This is a genomic window from Bordetella hinzii LMG 13501 (assembly GCF_001548475.1).
Classification (GTDB): domain Bacteria; phylum Pseudomonadota; class Gammaproteobacteria; order Burkholderiales; family Burkholderiaceae_B; genus Bordetella; species Bordetella hinzii.
Genome location: NZ_LRUJ01000025.1, coordinates 39,231 through 60,822 on the forward strand (window position 1 = coordinate 39,231; position 21,592 = coordinate 60,822).

20 protein-coding genes and 1 tRNA gene are annotated in these 21,592 nt (G+C 68.2%); 6 read left to right on the forward strand and 15 right to left on the reverse strand.

Annotated features, from left to right (window positions below; genetic code table 11):
• Positions 1 to 76: 76 nt before the first annotated feature.
• The 8 genes from AXA74_RS16030 to AXA74_RS16065 all read right to left on the reverse strand — a co-directional run bounded on the left by AXA74_RS16030 (position 77) and on the right by AXA74_RS16065 (position 6,768).
• The gene (locus tag AXA74_RS16030) at positions 77 to 811 is read right to left on the reverse strand and encodes a CPBP family glutamic-type intramembrane protease (RefSeq protein ID WP_029578325.1); all 735 of its coding nucleotides are present in this window, start codon (positions 809 to 811) and stop codon (positions 77 to 79) included.
• Complete coding sequence (gene pth, locus AXA74_RS16035; protein WP_029578324.1) at positions 811 to 1,398, reverse strand: aminoacyl-tRNA hydrolase; 588 nt, start codon at positions 1,396 to 1,398, stop codon at positions 811 to 813. Before pth ends, AXA74_RS16030 begins: the two co-directional genes overlap by 1 nt.
• A gap of 90 nt (positions 1,399 to 1,488) precedes the next feature.
• Positions 1,489 to 2,082 (reverse strand): 50S ribosomal protein L25/general stress protein Ctc, encoded by a 594-nt coding sequence (locus tag AXA74_RS16040; RefSeq protein ID WP_029578323.1) that lies wholly within the window; start codon positions 2,080 to 2,082, stop codon positions 1,489 to 1,491.
• Between the two features lie 118 nt (positions 2,083 to 2,200).
• Positions 2,201 to 3,151 carry a ribose-phosphate pyrophosphokinase gene (locus AXA74_RS16045; protein ID WP_029578322.1) on the reverse strand — a complete coding sequence of 317 codons (951 nt, stop codon included), beginning with the start codon at positions 3,149 to 3,151 and terminating at the stop codon, positions 2,201 to 2,203.
• A 127-nt stretch (positions 3,152 to 3,278) separates the two neighbouring features.
• Positions 3,279 to 3,355, reverse strand: a tRNA-Gln gene (locus tag AXA74_RS16050).
• A 1-nt stretch (position 3,356) separates the two neighbouring features.
• The gene (gene ispE / locus AXA74_RS16055; protein WP_029578321.1) at positions 3,357 to 4,283 is read right to left on the reverse strand and encodes a 4-(cytidine 5'-diphospho)-2-C-methyl-D-erythritol kinase; all 927 of its coding nucleotides are present in this window, start codon (positions 4,281 to 4,283) and stop codon (positions 3,357 to 3,359) included.
• Between the two features lie 11 nt (positions 4,284 to 4,294).
• The gene (gene lolB / locus AXA74_RS16060; protein ID WP_032978014.1) at positions 4,295 to 4,882 is read right to left on the reverse strand and encodes a lipoprotein insertase outer membrane protein LolB; all 588 of its coding nucleotides are present in this window, start codon (positions 4,880 to 4,882) and stop codon (positions 4,295 to 4,297) included.
• Positions 4,879 to 6,768, reverse strand: a complete 1,890-nt coding sequence (locus tag AXA74_RS16065; RefSeq protein WP_029578319.1) for a tetratricopeptide repeat protein — start codon at positions 6,766 to 6,768, stop codon at positions 4,879 to 4,881. Before AXA74_RS16065 ends, lolB begins: the two co-directional genes overlap by 4 nt.
• Between AXA74_RS16065 and mutM the strand changes: the two genes are divergently transcribed.
• The 4 genes from mutM to AXA74_RS16085 all read left to right on the forward strand — a co-directional run bounded on the left by mutM (position 6,767) and on the right by AXA74_RS16085 (position 10,650).
• On the forward strand, positions 6,767 to 7,594 hold the full coding sequence (gene mutM / locus AXA74_RS16070; protein ID WP_029578318.1) for a bifunctional DNA-formamidopyrimidine glycosylase/DNA-(apurinic or apyrimidinic site) lyase: 828 nt from the start codon (positions 6,767 to 6,769) through the stop codon (positions 7,592 to 7,594). The genes AXA74_RS16065 and mutM overlap by 2 nt on opposite strands.
• Before the next feature lie 115 nt (positions 7,595 to 7,709).
• Entirely contained in the window at positions 7,710 to 8,663 is a 954-nt protein-coding gene (locus AXA74_RS16075) for an MBL fold metallo-hydrolase (RefSeq protein WP_029578317.1), read from the forward strand.
• Between the two features lie 96 nt (positions 8,664 to 8,759).
• Positions 8,760 to 10,436, forward strand: a complete 1,677-nt coding sequence (locus tag AXA74_RS16080) for an FAD-dependent oxidoreductase (RefSeq protein ID WP_032978027.1) — start codon at positions 8,760 to 8,762, stop codon at positions 10,434 to 10,436.
• A 10-nt stretch (positions 10,437 to 10,446) separates the two neighbouring features.
• On the forward strand, positions 10,447 to 10,650 hold the full coding sequence (locus tag AXA74_RS16085) for a DUF2783 domain-containing protein (RefSeq protein WP_029578315.1): 204 nt from the start codon (positions 10,447 to 10,449) through the stop codon (positions 10,648 to 10,650).
• Between the two features lie 41 nt (positions 10,651 to 10,691).
• Here AXA74_RS16085 and AXA74_RS16090 read toward each other — a convergent pair whose 3' ends face one another.
• Positions 10,692 to 11,600, reverse strand: coding sequence for a LysR family transcriptional regulator (locus AXA74_RS16090; RefSeq protein WP_032955540.1), 909 nt, complete (start codon positions 11,598 to 11,600; stop codon positions 10,692 to 10,694).
• A gap of 150 nt (positions 11,601 to 11,750) precedes the next feature.
• On the opposite strand from AXA74_RS16090, the gene hmgA reads away from it, so the two are divergent.
• A complete protein-coding gene (gene hmgA / locus AXA74_RS16095; RefSeq protein WP_029578313.1) occupies positions 11,751 to 13,049 on the forward strand; it encodes a homogentisate 1,2-dioxygenase in 1,299 nt (432 codons plus the stop codon).
• A gap of 64 nt (positions 13,050 to 13,113) precedes the next feature.
• Positions 13,114 to 14,427, forward strand: a complete 1,314-nt coding sequence (gene fahA, locus AXA74_RS16100) for a fumarylacetoacetase (RefSeq protein ID WP_032961104.1) — start codon at positions 13,114 to 13,116, stop codon at positions 14,425 to 14,427.
• A gap of 42 nt (positions 14,428 to 14,469) precedes the next feature.
• Here fahA and AXA74_RS16105 read toward each other — a convergent pair whose 3' ends face one another.
• From AXA74_RS16105 to AXA74_RS16130, 6 genes are all read right to left on the reverse strand, one after another.
• A complete protein-coding gene (locus AXA74_RS16105) occupies positions 14,470 to 16,380 on the reverse strand; it encodes an LTA synthase family protein (protein WP_032978030.1) in 1,911 nt (636 codons plus the stop codon).
• A gap of 79 nt (positions 16,381 to 16,459) precedes the next feature.
• On the reverse strand, positions 16,460 to 17,194 hold the full coding sequence (locus tag AXA74_RS16110) for a FadR/GntR family transcriptional regulator (RefSeq protein WP_032955510.1): 735 nt from the start codon (positions 17,192 to 17,194) through the stop codon (positions 16,460 to 16,462).
• A gap of 177 nt (positions 17,195 to 17,371) precedes the next feature.
• Complete coding sequence (locus tag AXA74_RS16115; RefSeq protein ID WP_370736533.1) at positions 17,372 to 18,691, reverse strand: sensor histidine kinase; 1,320 nt, start codon at positions 18,689 to 18,691, stop codon at positions 17,372 to 17,374.
• On the reverse strand, positions 18,688 to 19,377 hold the full coding sequence (locus tag AXA74_RS16120) for a response regulator transcription factor (RefSeq protein WP_029578308.1): 690 nt from the start codon (positions 19,375 to 19,377) through the stop codon (positions 18,688 to 18,690). The genes AXA74_RS16115 and AXA74_RS16120 overlap by 4 nt, the downstream gene beginning before the upstream one ends.
• A 5-nt stretch (positions 19,378 to 19,382) precedes the next feature.
• Positions 19,383 to 20,798, reverse strand: coding sequence for an FAD-binding oxidoreductase (locus tag AXA74_RS16125; protein WP_029578307.1), 1,416 nt, complete (start codon positions 20,796 to 20,798; stop codon positions 19,383 to 19,385).
• 74 nt (positions 20,799 to 20,872) lie between these two features.
• Entirely contained in the window at positions 20,873 to 21,517 is a 645-nt protein-coding gene (locus tag AXA74_RS16130; protein ID WP_032978032.1) for a BPTD_3102 family carboxylase-like protein, read from the reverse strand.
• Positions 21,518 to 21,592 lie beyond the last annotated feature (75 nt).

A 21,592-nucleotide genomic window follows, 5' to 3' on the forward strand; every position in this document is an offset into this window, starting at 1 on the left:
TGGCGGGCACCCCGTGATCGATCCGCGAAAACCGTGATTTTACCCGGTTGGCCGGGAGTCGGCCCGGGCCGGCCGTTCAGAGCGTCATGTCCGGCACCAGCTTGAGCAGGAGCCAGATCATCACCATGGGGCCGGCGTTGAACAGGGCGTGCAGGGCGATGGAGGCGGCGATGCCGCGCCGCACGCGCATCCAGCCCAGCACCAGCCCGGTCAGCCATTGCGGCAGCACCAGGAGCGGCAACATCCACCAGGGCATGCGGTTGAAGGAGAAGTTGCTCAGGTGCACGGCGGCGAAGGTCAGCGCGGCCAGGTGGAAAACCAGCCCGAAGTGGCGGTGGTAGAACCGCCGGGGCGCGCGCTTGAAGCCGGCCATCCGCCGCGTGCCATGGATGGCCAGCAGGATGACGGCCGCCGTGATGCAGCCGGTCCAGAATTTGGGTCCCCACAGCACGGCCGGCAGGATGGCCGGCACGACCCACAGCGCCTGCACGGGCCGGCGCAAGCCATAGCGAAACAGCAGTTCTTCGACCAGGGGCGCCCAGATGACGGCGGTGAGCCAGGGGATGTTGTCCGGGTCCATGCGGTGCTGGGCGCCGCCCAGGGTGGCCGCGCCCACGGCGATGGGGCCCAGTACGACGAGGTTGATCAGCCACAGCAGGCCGGCCCAGGCCAGCAGGCGGCCGGGGCGGATGTTGAGCCGCCAATCCGCCATGGCGCCGCCCTGGCGCGGGCCCAGGCGGCCGGCCAGCGTGGGACGGCGCAGAAAGCGCCACCAGTCGGCGACCTCCTGGCGCAAGGTCGGGCGCGTCATCAGGCAGCGTGCAGCTGGCGGGTGGCCAGCGCGAAGTCGCCGCGCAGCAGGGCCGGCACGACGGCACGGCAGCGGTCGATGACTTTCTCGATCTCCGCCTGTTCGTCGCGGCGCGGCGGGTGCAGCACGAAGTCGGCCACCTGCTGGGCCAGGTTGAGCGTGCGCGGATGGCCGATGCCGATGCGCAGGCGCCAGAAATTGGGCGTGCCCAGCGCGGCCTGGATGTCTTTCAGGCCGTTGTGGCCGGCATGGCCGCCGCCTTGCTTCATCTTGACCTGGCCGGGCAGCAGGTCGAGTTCGTCATGCAGGACCAGCACCTGTTCGGGCGCCAGCTTGTAGAAGCGCGCCAGCGCGCCCACGGCCTGGCCGGAGCGGTTCATATAGGTGATGGGCTTGAGCAGCAGCACGTTGTCGCCTTCGAAGCGCGCTTTGGCGACCTGGCCCATGAAGGCCTTTTCGAGCGTGAAGGACGCGCGCAAGTCATCGGCCAGGTGGTCGGCTAGCCAGAAGCCGGCGTTGTGCCGGGTGGTTTCGTAGTCGGGGCCGGGATTGCCCAGCCCGACGATCAGGCGGATCGGTTCGGACATGATGGCGTGTTTAGAACATAAAAAACCCTGCGCATGCAAATCGCAGGCGCAGGGTTCGGGGCTGTGGCGGGCGCGGGCCCGCCCGGCCTATCAGGCGGCCGGAGCTTCTTCGGCTTCGGCGGCGCCGCCCTTGACGACGGCGGTGGCGATCACCAGCTCATCGTTGGGGTGGGTGAAGGTCACGCCCTTGGGCAGGACGATGTCCTTCTGGTGCACCGAAGCGCCGCCCAGCAGATCACCCAGGTTGACTTCGATGAATTGCGGCAGGGCTTGCGGCAGGCAGGTCACTTCCACTTCGGTGACGACGTGGGAAATGATGGCGCCGCTCAGCTTGACAGCCGGCGAGGTCTCGGCGTTGACGAAGTGCAGGGGCACCTTGGTGTGCAGGGCCTGGTTGGCGTCCACGCGCTGGAAGTCGACGTGCAGGACTTGCGGCTTGTAGGCGTGCCATTGGACCGAGCGCAGCAGGACCTGCTCGCTCTTGCCGCCTTCCAGGGCCATCGTCAGGATGGAGGCGTGGAATTGTTCCTTGCGCAGGGCATGGAAGATTTCGTTGTGGTCCAGCTCGATGTTCAGCGGGGCAGCCGTACCGCCATAGACAATGGCGGGAACGCGGCCCGCGCGGCGCAGGCGGCGGCTCGCACTCGAACCCTGGACGCTACGCGCAGTGGCATTGAATTTCATGGAAAAACTCCAAACAATCTGGCGAGCGGACTCGCCTGTTAAAACACGCCAGGCGACATGCCTGGCGCGGCATCCGCCCATCGCCGCGACCAGCGACGGGCAAATTCTGGGGTGCGGCTCAGTCCGCGAACAGCGAGCTGACCGATTCGGCGTTGGAAATACGCAGGATGGTCTCGCCCAGCAGCGCGGCGCAGGACAGCTGGCGGATCTTGCCGCAGGCCTGGGCCTCTTCGGACAGCGGAATCGTGTCCGTGACGACCAGTTCGTCCAGCGAGGACGTGGAAATCCGCTCGACGGCGCCGCCGGACAGCACGGGGTGGGTGCAATAGGCGTACACGGCGCCGGCGCCGCGGTCCTTCAGGGCCTGGGCGGCCTTGCACAGCGTGCCGGCGGTATCGACCATGTCGTCCATGATGATACAGGTGCGGCCATCCACCTCGCCGATGATGTTCATCACCTCGGAGACGTTGGCGCGCGGGCGGCGCTTGTCGATGATGGCCAGGTCGGCTTCGAGCTGCTTGGCCAGCGCGCGGGCACGGACCACGCCGCCGATGTCCGGGGACACGACGACCAGGTTGGACAGATTGCGGCGCCACAGGTCGCCCAGCAGGATCGGACCCGCGTAGATGTTGTCCACGGGGATGTCGAAAAAGCCCTGGATCTGGTCGGCGTGCAGGTCCATGGTGAGGACGCGGTCGACGCCGGCGACTTGCAGCATGTTGGCCACGACCTTGGCCGAGATGGCGACGCGGGCCGAACGCGGACGGCGGTCCTGGCGGGCGTAGCCGAAATACGGGATGGCGGCGGTGATGCGGCCGGCCGAGGCGCGGCGCAGGGCATCGACCATCACCATGATTTCCATCAGGTTGTCGTTGGTCGGCGCGCAGGTCGGCTGGAGCACGAAGACATCCTTGCCGCGGACGTTTTCATTGATCTCGACCATCACCTCGCCATCCGAGAAGCGGCCCACGGTCATTTTGCCGAGGGACATGTCCAGATGGTTGACTACGTCCACGGCCAGGCGGGTATTCGCCGTGCCCGTGAAAATCATGAAGCTGTCGTTTGCCATGATGCAGATGATGGTCGTTTAACACTGAGCGGGACGCGGCAGGCCGCGGGATACCCGCAAAACAAAAAAGCTGCTGAACCTGAGCCAGTCTGAAGGCGGAGTTCAACAGCTTTTTTATATATTGGTTTGGCTGGGGAGGAAGGATTCGAACCTTCGCATGCCGGAATCAAAATCCGGTGCCTTAACCAGCTTGGCGACTCCCCAACTAGCTTGCAATCCAACTTCGCAGCGGATGCTCGTTCAACCCGGCGCATGCCTTGATCAAGCGAAAACCCAGCTGAAATTCGGGCTGCGTTTCGCTGACTGTTTTGTCAGCGCCGCGCATTGTAGCGGTATTTTCGAACTTTGCCAAAACGCCTTCAGCTTGACTGGCGGCGGACAGTGTAGGGTACTCGGCGAATAGACATGCGCCAGACCCCGACATGCGAACCCGGATACCGAGCCCTGCAAGCTCCCGGACGCAGGCCTCGATCTGAGGATACAACCGGAAAACCACCGCTTCCATGTCATTCCGGCCGAAACCGAAATTAGGCAAAGCAAGAAAGTCCGTAATTCTGACGTGTTTTGAGTCGCGTGTCAAATCGGGGGCGGAAAAAATCTCCGCGGTCGGCACGCTGGCCTCGGGCTGCAGCACCAGGTAGGCGGCCGGCGGCAGCGCCACGGCCTGCAGATCCTCGCCCACGCCCTCGGCGAAGGCCGATTGGCCGAAGATGAACACCGGCACATCGGCGCCCAGCGGCAGGCCCAGGGCCATGAGCTCGCGGCGCGACAGCCCGCAGCCCCACAGGCGGTTCAGGGCGATCAGCGTGGTGGCGGCGTCGCTGGACCCGCCTCCCAGCCCGCCGCCCTGCGGAATACGCTTGTCCAGGCCGATGCGCGCGCCTTGCTTCGTGCCGGTGGCCGCCTGCAAGGCGCGGGCGGCGCGGACCACGAGGTCTTGCCCGGGCGCCACGCCCGGCAGCTCGTAGGCGCGCTCGATGACACCATCGGCGCGCGCCTCGAAGGAGAGCGTGTCGCACAGGTCGATGAAGCGGAACACGCTTTGCAGCAGGTGGTAGCCGTCGGCGCGGCGGCCCACGATATGCAGGAAGAGATTGAGCTTGGCGGGCGCCGGTACGTCGTAGAGCGTCACGGTGCGCAGGCTCAGCCGGGATTGACGACCAGGCGCACCACGATGCGGCGGCCCGGCTCCTGGCGCTCGAGCATGAGCAGCTGGGGGCCGGCGTTGTCGTAGCGCGAAAGCTGGGCGGACCAACCGCCCTGCTCGAAGCGCGTGAGACGGCCGGCGTCGTCGCGCTGCACCGATCGCGCCTCGGGCTGGCTGGCCAGGCGGCCGCGCAGCCAGTCGCGCAAGCCCGAGACGGGCACCGGACTGCCCAGCGCGTCTTCGGCCAGGGTGTCGGGGTCCGCCGCCTGCAGGCGGGTGCCGTTGGCCCGCGTCAGCAGGGCCGAGCCCGGCCCGCCCTGCACCCGGGCTTCTGTCGACCCCAGGGGGCTGGTCAGGTCCAGCACATAGTCGCGGCCGTTGTCCTGCCAGCTGAAGCCGCCCTGCACCGCCTGCTGGCGGCCGTCGACCTCGGTGGCGGTGATGGCGAAACGGCCGGCGCGGGCAAAGGTGTCGCCGGCCACGCCCTGCGACTTGGGCAGGCTGCTACAGGCGGCGATGACGCTCAGCGACAGGACCAGCCCGAGGCGGGCGCCGCGCGCCAGCCAGTCACGGCGCGTGCTCACGGCTGCACCCCCAGGCGCTTCATGGTGTCGGCCACGGTGCGGTTCTTGGGATCCTTGCGATAGGCGCCGCGCAGCATCTCCTCGGCCTGCTGGCGCTGGCCCTGGGCATACAGCACCTCGGCCAGGTGGGCGGCGATATCCGGTTCCGGCCGCTTGGCATAGGAACGCTTGAGATATTCGGCCGCGGCCGGCAGGTCACCCATGCGGAATTTGACCCAGCCCATGCTGTCCAGGATGAAGGGATCGTCCGGGGAGAGCTCCAGGGCCTGGGTGATCAGGTCCAGGGCCTCGGGCAGCCGCTGGTTGCGGTCGGCCAGCGTATAGCCCAGCGCGTTATAGGCATGGGCGTGCTCGGGGTCGAGCGCGATCACCTGGCGCAGCAGTTTTTCCAGCAGGTCGATCTGGCCCTTGCGTTCATACAGCATGGCCAGCTCGTACTTGATCTCGACCGTGTCGGGCAGCGCCTGGTCGGCCTTGGCCAGCAAGGCGATGGCCTGGTCCAGGCGGTCGGCATCGCGCAGGATCTGCGCCTTGGTCAGCACGCCCAGGGTGCGCTCTTCGTCATCCTGCGGACCGGCCGCATCGACCAGCGCCAGGGCGTCGTCGATGCGGCCCTGGCGGGCGCGCAGCGTGGCCTGGCGCATATGGGCGGCATAGCGCATGGACGGATCGTCGACCCGGCCCAGCTCGGCGATGGCTTCGTCATAGCGCCCCTGGTCCTCGGCGATGCGCGAGAGCAGCACATGGGCGTCGGCCGCCGCGGCGCCGGCATCCGAGGCGCCGGGCGCGGTGGCCTGCTTGCGCTGGTCCTGGACGTCGAGGTACTGCATCAGCAGCGAACGGGCCTGGTTCAGGTGGTTGGCCTTGTAGGCCAGCTGCGCCTGCATGAAGAGCAGGTCGAAGTCCTCGGGCGAGCGGCGCGACATGGCCGACAACTCGGCCTGGGCGCCGTCGTAGTCGCCACGCTCGGCCATCTGGCCGGCCAGCATCAGGCGCAGCTTGCGGGCATTGGGATTGCGCGCGATGAAGGCGCGCGCGGCCTCTTCGGCGCGCGCCGGATCGACCTTGGAGCCATATTCGAGCACGCGCTGGGCGGCTGCCTCGGAACGAGGGTCGGCGGCCAGCGCGGCGCGCGCCTCGCTGTCGGCGCGCGGGAAGTCGCCCGCGGCCTGCGCCACGTCGGCCAGGGCCAGGTGGGCGGCGGGCAGCTTGCGCACATTGTCGGAAAGCGCTTCATCGAGGATGCGCAAGGCCAGGCGGCGGTCGTTCAGGCGGCTGAGCACGCCCATGGCCTGGGTGATGCCGGCCACCTTGTCGGGCGTGGCGTCGATGCGCTGGCGCAGCGCCTGGGCCAGGCCCTTGGTCTGTCCGTTGGCCGCGGCCAGGGCCAGCTCGGTGGAATTGGCTTCGATGTCGCCCGGCGACAGCCGGGCCCAGACGCGCGAGGCGTCCAGCGCGCCAGGCAGGTTGCCGCCGGCCAGCTGGAACTCCAGCGCGCGGCGGGCCAGGCGGGGATCGCCCGTCTCGCGGGCCAGGTTGAGCAGCGTCGTGGCCGCCGGACCATACAGCCCGCGCTGGGCGGCGATCTCGGCGGCAACGATACGGTAGAAGATGTCGCCGGTCAGCGTGACATCAGGCAGGCGGCCCGGATGCAGGCGGATGACCTGGGTTTCCGGTTGCCGCGGCGCCTCGATCAGCCGGGGGCCGGTGGCGTCCCTCGAAGGACGCGGCTCGGCGGCCTGGGCGGTGACCGCCTGCACACTCGCCAGCGCCAATGCCAACGAGGCCAATCCGAAATTAATGTGTTTGAGCGACAACTTCACGCGGCCCGTCCGGTTGATGGCACAATCTTTGTACACGTAATTGTCCATCTTACACTGGCTCATGCCGGAACTGCCTGAAGTCGAAACCACGCGCCGAGGAATCGACGCCGTCATCACGGGCCAGGCCCTGCGCCGCCTCGTGGTCCGGGAACCCCGCATGCGCTGGCCCATTCCCGCCGACCTTCCCGCCCTGTTGGCCGACCGCCCGGTCCTGGCCACGGACCGCCGCGGCAAGTACCTGCTGCTGCGCTTCGAACACGGCGTGCAGATCGTCCACCTGGGCATGTCGGGCTCCTTGCGCCGCGTCGCCATGGATGAGGCGCCGCGCAAGCACGACCACGTCGATTGGGTCTTCGACCACGCCATCCTCCGGCTGCACGATCCGCGCCGCTTCGGCGCCGTGCTCTGGCATCCGGCCACGACCGGCCCGGTCGAGGCGCATCCGCTGCTGGTCGGCCTGGGCATCGAACCCTTCGATCCGCGCTTTGACGGCAAATGGCTGCACGACCACTTCCGCGGCAAGCGCGTGGCCGTCAAGCAGGCCTTGCTGGCCGGCCACGCCGTGGTCGGCGTGGGCAATATCTACGCCTCGGAAAGCCTGTTCCGCGCCGGCATCGACCCGCGCCTGCCGGCCGGCAAGGTCTCGCGCCCGCGCTGCGACCGGCTGGCCGACGCCGTGCGCGCCACCCTGGCCGACGCGCTGGCCTCGGGCGGCAGCACCTTGCGCGACTACGTCGGCGCCACCGGCGAACCGGGGGCTTATTTCACCATTCATGCCGCCGTCTACGAACGCGCCGGCCAGCCGTGCCGGGTCTGCGGCACGCCGGTCCGGCGCATCGTCCAGGGGCAGCGGGCCACTTACTTCTGTCCCCATTGCCAGAAACGCTGAGCCCAGGTATTTGTCTATAACAAACGTATTGCACAAAAACTAACGCCTGGCTATAGTCTCCCTCAGACGCGCCCGCCCGCAGAGCGCGCGCCCCCTATCAAGGTAAGGAGACAAGATGAGCAAGCAATTCGCATCGCATGCCGATCTTCAGGACAAGGTGGTGTCCTTCGAGAAGCTGTCCGACAACGCCTATGCCTACACGGCCGAAGGCGATCCGAACACGGGCGTGATCATCGGTGAAGACGCGGTGATGGTGGTCGACACGCAGGCCACGCCGGTCATGGCCCAGGACGTGATCCGCCGTATCCGCGAGGTCACGGACAAGCCGATCAAATACATCCTGCTGTCGCACTACCACGCGGTGCGGGTCTTCGGCGCCTCGGCCTACCAGGCACAGGAGATCCTGGCCAGCCGCGACACCTGGGACCTGATCGCCGAGCGCGGCGAGCAGGACAAGGCCAGCGAAATCGGGCGCTTTCCGCGCCTGTTCCGCAATGCCGAATCGATTCCGCCGGGCCTGGTGTGGCCGACCATGACCTTCAAGGGCGAGATGACGGTCGACCTCGGCAATCTGGAGGTCAAGCTGCTGCAGGTCGGCCGCGGCCACACCAAGGGTGACACCATCGCCTGGCTGCCCGGGCAGAAGATCCTGTTTGCCGGCGACCTGGTGGAGTATCAATCCACGCCGTATTGCGGCGATGCCTATTTCCGCGACTGGCCCACGACGCTGGACACGCTGGCCGGCTTTGGCGCCGAGAAGATGGTGCCCGGCCGTGGCCCGGCGCTCAAGAATGCCGAGGAAGTGCGCCGTGGCCTGGCCGGCACGCGCGCCTTCCTGACCGACCTGTATGGCGCGGTCAACCGCGGCGTGGCCGAGGGCAAGGACCTCAAGACCATCTACCGCGAAGTCTATGACTTCATGAAGCCGCGCTACAGCGACTGGGTGATCTTCGATCACTGCATGCCCTTCGATGTGTCGCGCGCCTATGACGAGGCCCAGGGCATCGTCGATCCGCGCATCTGGACTGACAAGCGCGATCTCGAAATGTGGCAGCAGCTCGAAGGCTGACCGCCGCGCAGGATCCGCCGGCGCCGGCTCGCCGATAGCGCGGGCCGGGCCGCGCCATGCTCAATACAAAATAAAAAAGCCACGCAGGAGACCGTCGTGGGAGACATTGATTACCAGGCGCTGGAGTTCGCCTATCAAGCGTGCGCCGACCAGCAGCCCGGCGCCTCGGCCGCGCATCGCGCGGTGATTGTCGGCGCGGGGCCCGTGGGCCTGTCCACGGCCCTGGACCTGGCCCGGCGCGGCACGCGCGTGGTCGTGCTGGACGATGATTGCCGGCTGTCCACCGGTTCGCGCGCCATCTGTTTTTCCAAGCGCACCCTGGAGATCTGGGACCGCCTGGGCGTGGGCCAGCGCATGGTGGACAAAGGCGTGTCCTGGAACGTAGGCAAGGTGTTCTTCCGCGAGGGCGAGGTCTGGCGCTTCGACCTGCTGCCCGAAAGCGGCCACCGGCGCCCCGCCTTCATCAATTTGCAGCAGTACTACGCCGAAGGTTATCTGCTCGAGGCCGCCCGTGCCGAGCCCAATATCGAACTGCGCTGGAAGAACAAGGTGACGGGCGTCGCGCCGCGCGAGGCGGGCGTGACGGTGGACATCGATACGCCCGACGGCCCCTACTCGCTGCAGGCCGAATGGCTCATCGCCTGCGACGGCGCCCGCTCGCCGGTGCGCAAGCTGCTGGGCCAGGAAGCGCATGGCCGCATCTTCAAGGACCGCTTTCTCATCGCCGACGTGAAGATGAGCGCGCCCTTCCCCGCCGAGCGCTGGTTCTGGTTCGACCCGCCTTTCCATCCCAACCAGTCGGTCCTGCTGCATATGCAGCCCGACAATGTCTGGCGCATCGATTTCCAGCTGGGCTGGAACGCCGACCCGGCCGAAGCGGTCAAGCCCGCCAACGTGCTGCCGCGCATCCGCGCCCTGCTCGGGCCGGACACGCCTTTCGAGCTGGAATGGGTCAGCGTCTACACCTTTGCCTGCGAGCGCATGGACACATTCCGCCATGGCCGCGTCCTGTTCGCCGGCGACGCCGCGCACCGCGTCTCGCCTTTCGGCGCGCGCGGCGCCAACAGCGGCGTGCAGGATGCCGAAAACCTGGCCTGGAAGCTGCAGTTGGTGCTCGACGGCCATGCGCCCGACAGTCTCATCGACAGTTATGCGAGCGAGCGCGAATACGCCGCCGACGAGAACATCCTCAACTCTTCGCGCTCGACCGATTTCATCACGCCCAAGAGCGAGATCAGCCGGAACTTCCGCAATGCCGTGCTCAACCTGGCGCGCGACCATGCGTTCGCGCGCGGCCTGGTCAATAGCGGCCGGCTCTCGCTGCCGGCGCGCTATGCGGACTCGCCGCTGAACACGCCCGATGCGCATGCCTTCGCCGGCGCCATGCTGCCCGGCAGTGTGGCGGCCGATGCGCCCGTGGCCGACGAGGAAGGCCGCCAATGGTGGCTGCAGGTGCTCGACGGGGCCTTCACCCTGGCCTGGTTCGGCGGCGAACAGGCGCCCGATGCCCAGGTGCTGGCCGACCTGCGCGCCGTGGCCGACAGCCCGTTGGCGCCGCGCATCGTGCTGGTGCGCCCGGCGGGCGCGTCCTGGTCCGCCCCCGCCGGCACGCGCTGCGTGAGCGATACGGCTGGACTGCTGGCCGCCCGCTACGACGCCCGGCCTGGCAGCTGCTATCTGATCCGCCCGGACCAGCACATCGCCGCGCGCCGCCGCGATACCGATGCCACCGCCCTGCGCGCCGCGCTCGCCCGCGCCGCCGGCCTGCCCTGAAGGAAACGCCATGCCCTTGAACCTGACTCCCAATCTCGGCGCGCCGGACGCCTTCTACCAGGCCTTGATCGACGCGCACCAGGACCTGAGCGACGAGCAAAGCCGCGAGATGAACGCGGCCCTTATCCTGGTGTTGTCCAACCATATCGGCGACATGGCGGTGCTCACCGAGGCGCTGGCCGTGGCCCGCGCTTCGGTGGCGCGGCCTGCCTAGGCGCGGCCTGCCTAGGCGCGGCCAGCTCAGGCGCGGCCGGCTCAGGCGCGGTCCGCGAAGGTTTCGATGATGAGCGCGCGCAGCCACTGGTTGGCGCCGTCGCGCTGGAAGCGGCGGTGCCAATACAGATTGGTCTGTAGGAATGGGACCTTCACCGGCGGGGTGAGCACCTGCAGGCCGAAGTGGGGCGCGGCGCTGGCGGCCAGCTTCTGCGGCACGGTGGCCAGCAGATCGGTGGTGCTGACGATATAAGGCACGGCCGCGAAATGCGGCACGCTGAACTGGTCGGCCAGCACGATGCCGGCGCGCTCCAGCGCCTGGTTGACCTGTCCGTCGGGCGCCGCCCGCGAGACGACCAGATGCCGCTCGGCACGGAAGGCGCGCAGTGTCATCCCCGCATGAGCGCGCGGATGGCCGGCGCGGAACAGGGTCGCGTAGCCCTGGCGGAACAGCATGCGCTGCACGATGCCGCCGCCGAGACCCTCGAATGCGCCCAGCGCCAGGTCCACGCGCCCGGCATCGAGCTCGCGCTGCAGATCGGCGCCGGCCAGGCGCAGCGAATCGATGCGCGCGCCGGGCGCATGCCGGGCGCACAACTCCATCAGGCTGGGCATGAAATGGATCTCGCCCACATCCGACATGGCGATGCGCAGCCGCCGCTGGGTGGTGGCCGGCTCGAACGGCTGGGCCGCGTCCGTCAGGTGGGACAGCAGCGACAGCGCCTCGCCCACCGGCCCGCCCATGCCTTCGGCCAGCGGCGTGGGCAGCATGCCCTGGGCCGTGCGCACAAAGAGCTCGTCGCCGAAGGCCTCGCGCAGCCGGCGCAGCGCATTGCTCACCGCCGGCTGCGACAGATCCAGCCGGCGCGCGACAGCCGAGATGTTGCGTTCCTCGAGCAGGTGCTGAAAAACCACCAGCAGATTGAGATCCAGTTTGCGCAATTCGTGCATATCGGCCGCATTATTCATGAAATTTATAGTTTGTATTTATACATTCCCATTTCCACGCTAGGCAATTTTGCGCAAAATCGACTCAGCTGCCGGCGTCTTGCCCGGCATCCATAACGATCGGGCCCATGCGCGGCCCACCGGAGACAAACCATGTCCCTGAAATACCAGTCCGGCTTTGGCAACGCCTGCGCCACGGAGGCGCTGCCCGGCGCCCTGCCCGCCGGCCGCAACTCGCCCCAGCAATGTCCCTACGGCCTTTACGCCGAGCAGCTATCGGGCACGGCCTTCACCGCCCCGCGCGGCGAGAACCGCCGTTCCTGGCTCTACCGCATCCGTCCGGGCGTGGTGCACCGCCCGTTCGAGCCCTACGGCGGAGCGCGCCGCTGGCTGTCCGACTTCGGCCATGGCCCCGTCACGCCCAACCAGCTGCGCTGGAGCCCGCTGCCCTTGCCCGCCGAACCCACCGACTTCATCGATGGCATGCAGACCTGGGGCGGCAATGGCAGCCCGGACGAGCACAGCGGCGTCGGGATCCATCTGTATGCCGCCAACCAGAGCATGCAGGGGCGCTTCTTCTATAACGCCGATGCCGAAATGCTGCTGGTGCCGCAGCAAGGCCGGCTGCGCCTGGCCACCGAAATGGGCCTGATCGACCTGGAGCCGCTGGAAATCGCCGTGCTGCCGCGCGGCGTGCGCTTCCGCGTCGAGCTACCCGATGGCCAGGCGCGCGGCTATGTGCTGGAGAACTTCGGCACGGCCCTGCGCCTGCCCGAACTCGGCCCCATCGGCTCCAACGGCCTGGCCAATGCGCGCGACTTCCTCACGCCCGTGGCCTGGTATGAAGACGTGGAGGGGGATTTCGAGCTGATCGGCAAATTCAGCGGCGGCTTCTGGCGCGCGCCGCTGGCCCATTCACCGCTGGACGTCGTGGCCTGGCACGGCACGCACGCGCCCTACAAATACGATCTGCGCCGCTTCAATACCGTCGGCTCCATCAGCTATGACCATCCGGACCCGTCCATCTTCACGGTGCTGACCTCGCCTTCGGACACGCCGGGCACGGCCAATATGGATTTCGCCATCTTCCCGCCGCGCATCCTGGCGATGGAAAACACCTTCCGTCCGCCCTGGTTCCACCGCAACATCGCCAGCGAGTTCATGGGCCTGATCCAGGGCGTCTACGACGCCAAGGCGGAAGGCTTCGCGCCGGGCGGCGCCAGCCTGCACAATTGCATGAGCGGCCACGGCCCGGATGCCGACACCTTCGAGAAAGCCAGCGTGGCCGACACCAGCAAGCCGCATTACATCCGCGACACCATGGCCTTCATGTTCGAGACGCGCCGCATCATCCGCCCCACCGAACAAGCCCTGAAATCCCCGCAGCTGCAGGGCGATTACTATCAGTGCTGGCAGGGGCTGAAGAAGCATTTCAACCCCGAGCGCGCTTAACGCGCCTCGTCAGAAGAACAATACCCGGCCGCCGCCGGTGGCCGGCAACCGAGATCCAAGCGAAATGACCCTGAACGAAACCCATGATCCGGCCTTGAAGAGCTGGGTCGCCAGCGCCAACGACGGCCAGACCGACTTCCCGATCCAGAACCTGCCCTTCGCGTCTTTCCGCCGCCGCGGCTCGCAAGAGGCCTTCCGCCCCGGCGTGGCCATCGGCCAGGCCATCGTGGACCTGGGCGCGCTGCGCGCCGCCCGCCCCTTCGACGGCGATGCCGCGCTGGCCCTGGAGGCCTGCGCCGACACGCATCTGAACGCGCTGATGGCCCTGGGCCCCAAGGCCTGGAGCGCCCTGCGCCTGGCCCTGTCGCGCGCATTGCGCGAGGGCGCCGCGCAGCGCGCCCTGATCGAGCCCCTGCTGCTGCCCCAGGCCGAGGCGGAGTTCACCACGCCGGCGCGCATCGGCGACTACACCGATTTCTATATCTCCCTGCACCACGCGACCGCCGTGGGCAAGCAGTTCCGTCCGGACAACCCGCTGCTGCCCAACTACAAGTGGGTTCCCATCGGCTATCACGGCCGCGCCTCCTCCATCGGCGTCGAGCAGCGCTTTGCCCGCCCGGTAGGCCAGCAACGCCCCGCCGCGGAAGGCGAAGCGCCGCAGTTCGGGCCCTGCAAGCGCCTGGACTATGAACTCGAATTGAGCATTTTCGTCGGCCAGGGCAACGCCCAGGGCGACCGCATCGCCCTGGCGTCGGCCGAACAGCATGTCTTCGGCCTGGGCATCTTGAACGACTGGTCGGCGCGCGACATCCAGGCCTGGGAATACCAGCCCCTGGGGCCTTTCCTGGCCAAGAACTTCGCCTCCACCATCTCGCCCTGGATCGTCACGCTCGAAGCGCTGGAACCCTTCCGCACCCAATGGAAGCGTCCCGAAGGCGATCCGCAGCCGCTGCCCTACCTGACGTCGGAAACCAACCGGGCCGAGGGCGCTTTCGATGTGCAGATGGAAGTGCTGATCACCACCGAGGCCTCGCGCGCGCGGCAAGCGCAGCCCGCCCGCCTGTCGCGCAGCAACTTCCGCGACGCCTACTGGAACGTGGCCCAGCTCATCGCCCACCACACCGTCAACGGCTGCAATCTGCAAGCCGGCGACATGCTGGGCACCGGCACGCTGTCCGGTCCCAGCGCCAGCGAGGCCGGTTCGCTGCTGGAACTGAGCCAGGGCGGCAAGACGCCCGTCGAACTGCCCTGGGGCGAGACGCGCGCCTTCCTGGAGGACGGCGACCAGATCATCATCCGGGCCGAATGCATCAAGCCCGGCTATCCGCGCATCGGCTTCGGCCAGTGCGTGGGCACCGTGGCGCCGGCGCGCCTGTAGGCGCGACGCAAAAAAACAGGGCCTTGCGTAGGCCCTGTTTTTTCACCGCGCCGGCGCTTGCGGCGGGGTCTTGTAGCGCTCCTCCCGATAGGCCCAGCTCGGCCACAAGGCATAGGCCAGCGCCTCTTCGGTCAGCGCGGCGTCGTCGGCCACGGGCTCGAACCTGTCCTGCTGGTCGCGCGGCAGCCGCACATAGCGGAAAGACGCCGGCGCCTTGCGCGGCTCGATGACCACCAGCGAATCGCCGCGCAGATAACCGTAGTTGTCGCCATACTGCATGATGGCGCGATTGGGATCGCGCTGCGTCAGGTCGCTGCCCAGCATGGGGTTGACGTTGTCCACGCCCATGAGCGAGAGCAGGGTCGGCGCCATGTCGATCTGGCTGACCAGGCGCTCGTCCTGGCGCGGCAAGATGCTGCCGCCCAGGATCAGCGCCGGGATCTGGAAGTGCCGAACGGGCACGAGGTTGGCGCCGAAGACGCGCGAATCATGGTCGGCGATGACCAGGAACACCGTGTTATCCCAGTAGGGCGCCTTGCGCGCCTTTTCGAAGAACTGCCCGATGGCCCAGTCCGCATAGCGCACGGTATTCTCGACCGAGGCCGGCTCGCCCTGCGGCTGGATGCGTCCGGCCGGGTACTCCCAGGGAGAATGATTGCTCACCGAGAACGCCAGGGTGAACACCGGCTTGTCGCCGTCCTGGCGCAGCAGGCGGTCCACCTGGGCGAACATATCCTCGTCCGAAGCGCCCCAGGAGCCGACGAACGCCGGGTTGACGAAGTCCTTGCGATCGACGATCTGGTCGAAGCCATTGCCCAGGAAGAAACCGCGCATATTGTCGAAGTGCGACTCGCCGCCGTAGACGAAACGCGACTGATAGCCATGCGCGCGGAGCAGGGATGCCAGCGTGAAGAAATTGGTCTGCGAGCGCGGCAGCTTCACCACGGCTTCGGCCACGGTGGGCAGGTAGCCCGCCGTCACCGCCTCGATGCCGCGCACCGAGCGGGTGCCGGTGGCGTACGCGCGGTGGAACATCCAGCCTTCCTTGCCCAGCTTGTCCAGCTCGGGCGTCAGATTGGCGCCGCCGAGGCTGCCGACATACTGCGCGCCCAGGCTCTCCTGCAGGATGATGACCAGGTTCAGCGGCTTGTCGCGCCGCACCGAGGCCTTCTGGACGTGCACGCTGGGGTATTTGGCATCCAGGGGCGGGCCTTCGATGCCGGCGGCCCGGCGCACCACGTCGTTCATGCGCTCGACCGGCATCTTGGGATAGAGCGCGGCCGATGAGCGCTCATCCTGCAGCCGGTAGGCCGCGTCCAGCACGTTGTAGAGCGAGTTCAGCGGCAGGGTGTTGACCATGGCGTCGCCGCTGAAGGCAACGACCGAGGGATTGATGGGCCGGTGTTCCAGCGTGCCGCGTATGGCCAGCACGACGACGGCCAGCGTGACAACACAAGCAATGGGCCGTTTCCACCAGGGCATGCGCGGATCGGTCTTACCGGTGGGGAAGAGGCGCCATGCCGCCCAGGCCGCCAGCAGCAGCACGAGCAAGGCGGCCAGCAGCACGCCCTTGTAACCCTCCCAGAGCATGCCGGCCACCTCGCGCGGATGGACCAGGTATTCAAAATACAGGCGGTTCGGGCGGGTATCGTATTCGGCGATGAACTGCGGCGTGGACACCTCCAGCAGCACCAGCAGCATCCACCAGAGGCGGAACCACCAGGCGGTGATCCGGGCGGCCAGCGGCCGATGGCCGAACCAATAGGACAAGACCGCCGGGATGGCGATCACCATGCCCACCATCACCAGATCGATGCGCCAGCCGCCGAACACGACCGGCCAGAGGCCGCCGGCCGCCTGCACCCGGTCCCATTGCCAGCAGGCCAGGCCCAGCCGGCTTGCCGTGAGCAACAGCAACACCGCGATCACGAATCGTAAAGTCAATCTGCGCAAAATCACGCTCCGTAGACAAGCCGGCCGAAATCTGGTCCGGATGAAGTCGGCGGGCGGCGCCCGCCGGATTTGAAGAGGGTCAGCGGGGCCCTTCCATGCGGCGCAGGCGCTCCCGGCTATTGCTCAGGTGCGTGCGCATGGCCGCGCGCGCGGCCTCGGCATCCTGGCGGCGGATGGCCTCGAAGATGGTTTCGTGCTCCAGATTGACGCGCACCAGATAGGGCTCGTTGTCATCGCCGGCCATGCGCGCCGCGTTGATGCGGGTGCGGGGAATGACGGCCGAACCCAGATGCGACATCAGCTCGGCGAAATACCGGTTGCCGGTCGCCTGGGCGACCAGGAGGTGGAACTCGAAGTCGGGCGTGACCGTGTCGCCCTCGGCGCGCAGGCGGGCCTGGAAAGCGTCGAGCGTGCGGCGCATGGCGGCCAGCTGCTCCGGCGTGCGGCGCTGGGCCGCCAGGCCCGCGGCCTCGGTCTCCAGGCAGATGCGCAACTCCAGCAGCACAAGCACATCGTGCACCGTGGCGAGCCCGGCCGGGTCGACGCGGAAATCGTCGTTCCCGCTGGGCCGCAAGGCATAGGTGCCCACGCCATGATGGGTCTCGACCAGGCCGCAAGCCTGCAGGCGCGACAGCGCCTCGCGCACGACCGTGCGGCTCACGCCGAACTGGCGCATGATCTCCGACTCGGTCGGCAGCTTTTGCCCCGGCGCGATATCGCCGGCGCGGATGCGCCCGGTGAAGCTCTCCACCAGCCCCTGGGCCAGGTTGCGCGGGCGCCGTTGCACGGCCTGCGGTTCGTTGGGAACAGTCATCGAGAAGGCCCCGGTGGCCGGCAGCCGGGCGGAGAAAAGACCACGCCCATTATACCGGCGGGGTACGGCGTCACCAACCTGCCCCCCGGTCCCCGGCGGGATTGCGCCGGAGCCGGCCCGCGGCGCCGCTATCGTCCCGGGCGCTCCCCGGTCGGCCCCTGGCGCGATCCGGCCGGCTCAGGCCTGGCCACCCAGGCGCAGCGTGAAGCGCGTGCCGCGCTGCGGGCCTTCGCGCGCGGAGTCCACGCTGAGCACCCACCCCTGCATATCGCAGACCTGCTTGGCGATGGCCAGGCCCAGTCCGCGCGGCAGGTCGCTGTCATTGGGCTTGCCGCCGGTGTCGCGCAGACGGCTGCTGTAGTAGCGTTGGAACACAAAAGGCAGCTCTTCGGGCGCGATGCCGCGTCCGTCGTCGGCCAGCACCAGGTCGCCGCCCTCGTCCAGGCTGGCGCGCAGCTGCGCGGGCGCGGCATGCTCGATGGCATTGCGCACCAGGTTGCGCAGCACGGTCAAGAGCGCATAGCGGTCCAGCTGGCGGACCGCATCGGGATCGATGTCGTTGGCAAAACCCAGCCCGGCCAGCTCGGCGCTGCCGGCAAATCCCTGCCAGGCCGCCTGCATGCAGTCGGCCAGCTTGACGCTCTCGGCGGCGCGCGGCTCTTCGCGCGCCATGGCGCGGGCGCTTTCCAGCGACGCGGAAATGCTGTCCACGCCATCGACGATGCGCGCCAGGCGGCGCTGCGTGTCGGCCGACAGGCTGCCGTCCATCTGCATCATCTCGCTGTCGGAACGGATGCTGGCCAGCGGGGTGCGGATTTCATGGCTGAGGTTGGCCGCGAACTCGCGCTGGCGGGCGATGGAGCGGTCCACCTGGTTCTGCACCCGGTTGAAGGCCTCGACCAGCCGCCCCGCCTCGTCGTCGCGCGTGACCGCCATGTCGGGCGCGCCCGGCGCCCAATTGGCAAGATGGTCCGTGACCTCGACGAGGGGCCCCACGACATAGCCGGCCAGGCGGCGCGCCAGGCCATAGGCCACGACGATACACACCGCGCCCACGCCCAGCACGAACAGGCCGAAATCCTGTACCCGCTCTTCGTTGTCCGTGGCGTCATACATGACGTAGACCTTGCCCCTGCCGTGACTGGCGTCGGCCACCATCACATGCCAGGTGTCGGGGCCCGGCTCCAGCAGGTGCAGGCCGTTGCCCAGGCCGCGCAGGGCATCGGGCATATCGTCGTCGACCTCGCCCGGCACATGCAGCCAGGCATGCATGGACCCTCCCAGCTCGCGCGAACCGCGGTCGGGCACATAGGCCGGCTCGGAAGCCAGGTGCTGGATGACGCGCTCGGTTTCAGTGGTGAGAATGTCATTGACCAGATCGTCTTCCATCTGGTCGAAGGTGAGATACGACAGCAGGGCCAGCACCGTGACGAAGACCGACACAATGCCGGTCAGCGCCCAGACCACACGCTGGGTCAAGGTGCCGCTTCCGGTCATGACGGATCCGCTTGCACGAGACGCCATCCGGTGCCGTGCACCGTCTCTATGCCGTCAAAGCCGGCTTCGGCCAGCGCGCGCCGCAGCAGGTGGACCTGGCTGCGCAGGGCGTCGGATGCCGGCGGCTCATCGCCCCACAACGCGGTCTCCAGGGTTTCGCGCGAGACCACCTTGCCCGGGTCGCGCAACAGCATCTCCACGATGAGCACGGATTTGCGCGCCAGGTGCACGGGCTTGCCGTTGACGCTCACCTCGCGGCTGCGGCTGTCCAAGGACAAGGGGCCGTAGCGGTAGACCGCGTCCACCACGTTGCGGCGCGAGCGCTGGATGAGCGCCAGCAGGCGCGCCTTGACTTCGGCCAGCGCGAAAGGCTTGGTCAGGTAATCGTCGGCACCGTGCGAGAAGCCAGCCAGCTTGTCGTCCAGGCCGTCGCGCGCGGTGAGCACCAGCACGGGAACGGGCTTGCGCAGGTCCACGCGCAAGGCGTTCAGCACGGCATAGCCGTCCATGCCCGGCAGCCCGACGTCCAGCAGCACGGCGTCGAATTCCTGGCGCTCCAGCATGCCCAGCGCGGCACGCCCGTCGTAGGCCACATCGGGCATGAAACCCTGCGCCTGCAGGTAATCGTAGAGATTGCCCGCGATGGTGAGGTTGTCCTCGACGATGAGCACGCGCGCGGTCGTCATCGCCGTCAGGCCTGCAGGACTTTGCCGGGGTTCATGAGGCCCCTCGGATCCAGCGCCGCCTTGATGCGCTTCATGAGGGCGAGTTCCACGGCGCTCTTGTAGCGCGGCAGTTCATCGCGCTTGAGCTGGCCCACGCCGTGCTCGGCGCTGATGGAGCCGGCATGCGCCTGCACGCTCTGATGCACCACGTCGTAGATGGCCGGCTGCAGGGCCAGGAGATCCGCTTCGGTCTGGCCGGCGCTGCGCGCCACGTTGTAGTGCAGGTTGCCGTCGCCCAGATGGCCGAAGATGACGTTGCGCACGCCCGGGAAACGCTCTTGCAGCTCGGCATTGGTCACGCGCACGAAATGCGCGATGGACGAAATCGGGATGGACACATCGTGCTTGACCGACTTGCCCAGCTCGGCCTCGGCCAGCGGGATGCTTTCGCGCAGGTGCCACAGCGCCTGGCTTTGCGCCAGGTTCTCCGCGATGGCGGCATCGCCCGCCAGGCCGTCCTCGATGGCCGCGCCCAGCACGGCCTCGAAGCGCTCGCGCGCGTGCGCTTCGCTCTCGCTGTCGGACAGCTCCAGCAGCGCGAACCAGGGCGCCTTGAGCGACTCGCCCTCGAAAGGCAGGCGCTGCTGCGGAAACAGCCGCAGCACGGCCTGCAGGCAGTCCGCCGCCATGAGTTCGAAGCCGGTGAGCGAGGCGCCGAAGCCGGCGCGCGCGCGCGACAGCAGCTCGACGGCGTCGTCCACGCTGGCCAGGGTCAGCAGCGCCGTGCAGCGGGCCACGGGCAGGGGATAGAGTTTCAGGGTCGCCGCGGTGATGACACCCAGCGTGCCCTCGCTGCCGATGTAGAGGTCGCGCAGGTCGTAGCCGGTATTGTCCTTGCGCAGGCCGCGCAGGCCGTTCCAGATCTCGCCCTCGGCCGTGACGACCTCCAGGCCCAGGGCCAGCTCGCGCGCATTGCCATAGCGCAGCACCTGGGTGCCGCCCGCGTTGGTGGCCAGGTTGCCGCCGATGGTGCAGCTGCCTTCGGCCGCCAGGCTCAGGGGAAAGAGGCGGCCGGCCTGTTCGGCGGCCTCCTGGACGGCCTGCAGCACGCAGCCGGCCTCGACGGTGATGGTGTCGTTGTCGGTGTCGATGGCGCGCACGCGGTTCAGGCGCGCCGTGGAGAGGATCACGGCCGTGCCGCTGTCATCCGGCGTCGCGCCGCCGCACAGCCCGGTGTTGCCGCCCTGCGGCACGACCGGCGCGCCGTGCCGGTGGCACAGGCGCAGCACGGCGGCGACTTCTTCGGTGGAGCCCGGCCGGGCGACGGCCAGCGCGCGCCCGCGATAACGGCGGCGCCAGTCCAGGGCATAGGGTTCGGCGTCTTCGCCGGCCAGCACATGTGCCGGGCCCAGCAAAGACTGGAGTTCTTGCAGCAGAGTCATGTCAGGCGCACTCGCGGTTGCGTCCGGCCCAGGCCGGTCCAGGAATAGCGCCTTTATTGTAGGATCATCCCGACTCAACTGGCGGCGCGGTGATCGCTCCAATCGGAAATCCGCGCCAAGCGCGCGCCGGTCAGGCCGGAACAAAAGGCCGGCGAGGCGATGCGGTTAAGCAGGAAGGCGCGCTCGGGCACCGCCAGGCCGGGCATGTCGCCGATCGCCTGATAGGCGCGCCGCAGCGCGTCGCCGCGCGTGACACCCCACACCAGCAGGTTGGCGCCCGGCCGCCCCGAGGCCGCGCAGGCGCCGATGCCCACCTCCAGCGCATGGGCGGCCAGGGGGTCCATCAGGGCCGCCTTGCCGCTGCGCCCCTGCAGCTTGGCCTCGATGAGGCGGAACAAGCCGCTTTCGTCATCCAGCGAGAACACCACCGTGCCCAGCCCCAGCCAGCCGCGGTCCAGGGCGATCCGCGAGGCGACCTCGCGCAGCGTGGCCTCCATGCGCGCCGACAGCCGCGGCGCCGGGCACTCGGCGATCAGCACGCGCTGGTCGCGCCAGACGCAGCGCTCCCAGGCCCGCCCGGTTTCGGCGCGGCCGTCTTCGTGGACAAGCACATGAATGTCCAATCTGCGCTCGGCGCCGCCGGCCGGGCCGCCCGGCGGACCGCGGCGTTTGCCAACGGCATCGGCCGAGGGTGTGACGAACGAAACCTTGGCACCCATGAGCCACCTCCCGTTCAAGTTCGTACAGATAAGCGTAGCACTTCTGCGAGGACGCAATATCCGTGCCGGGCCGGA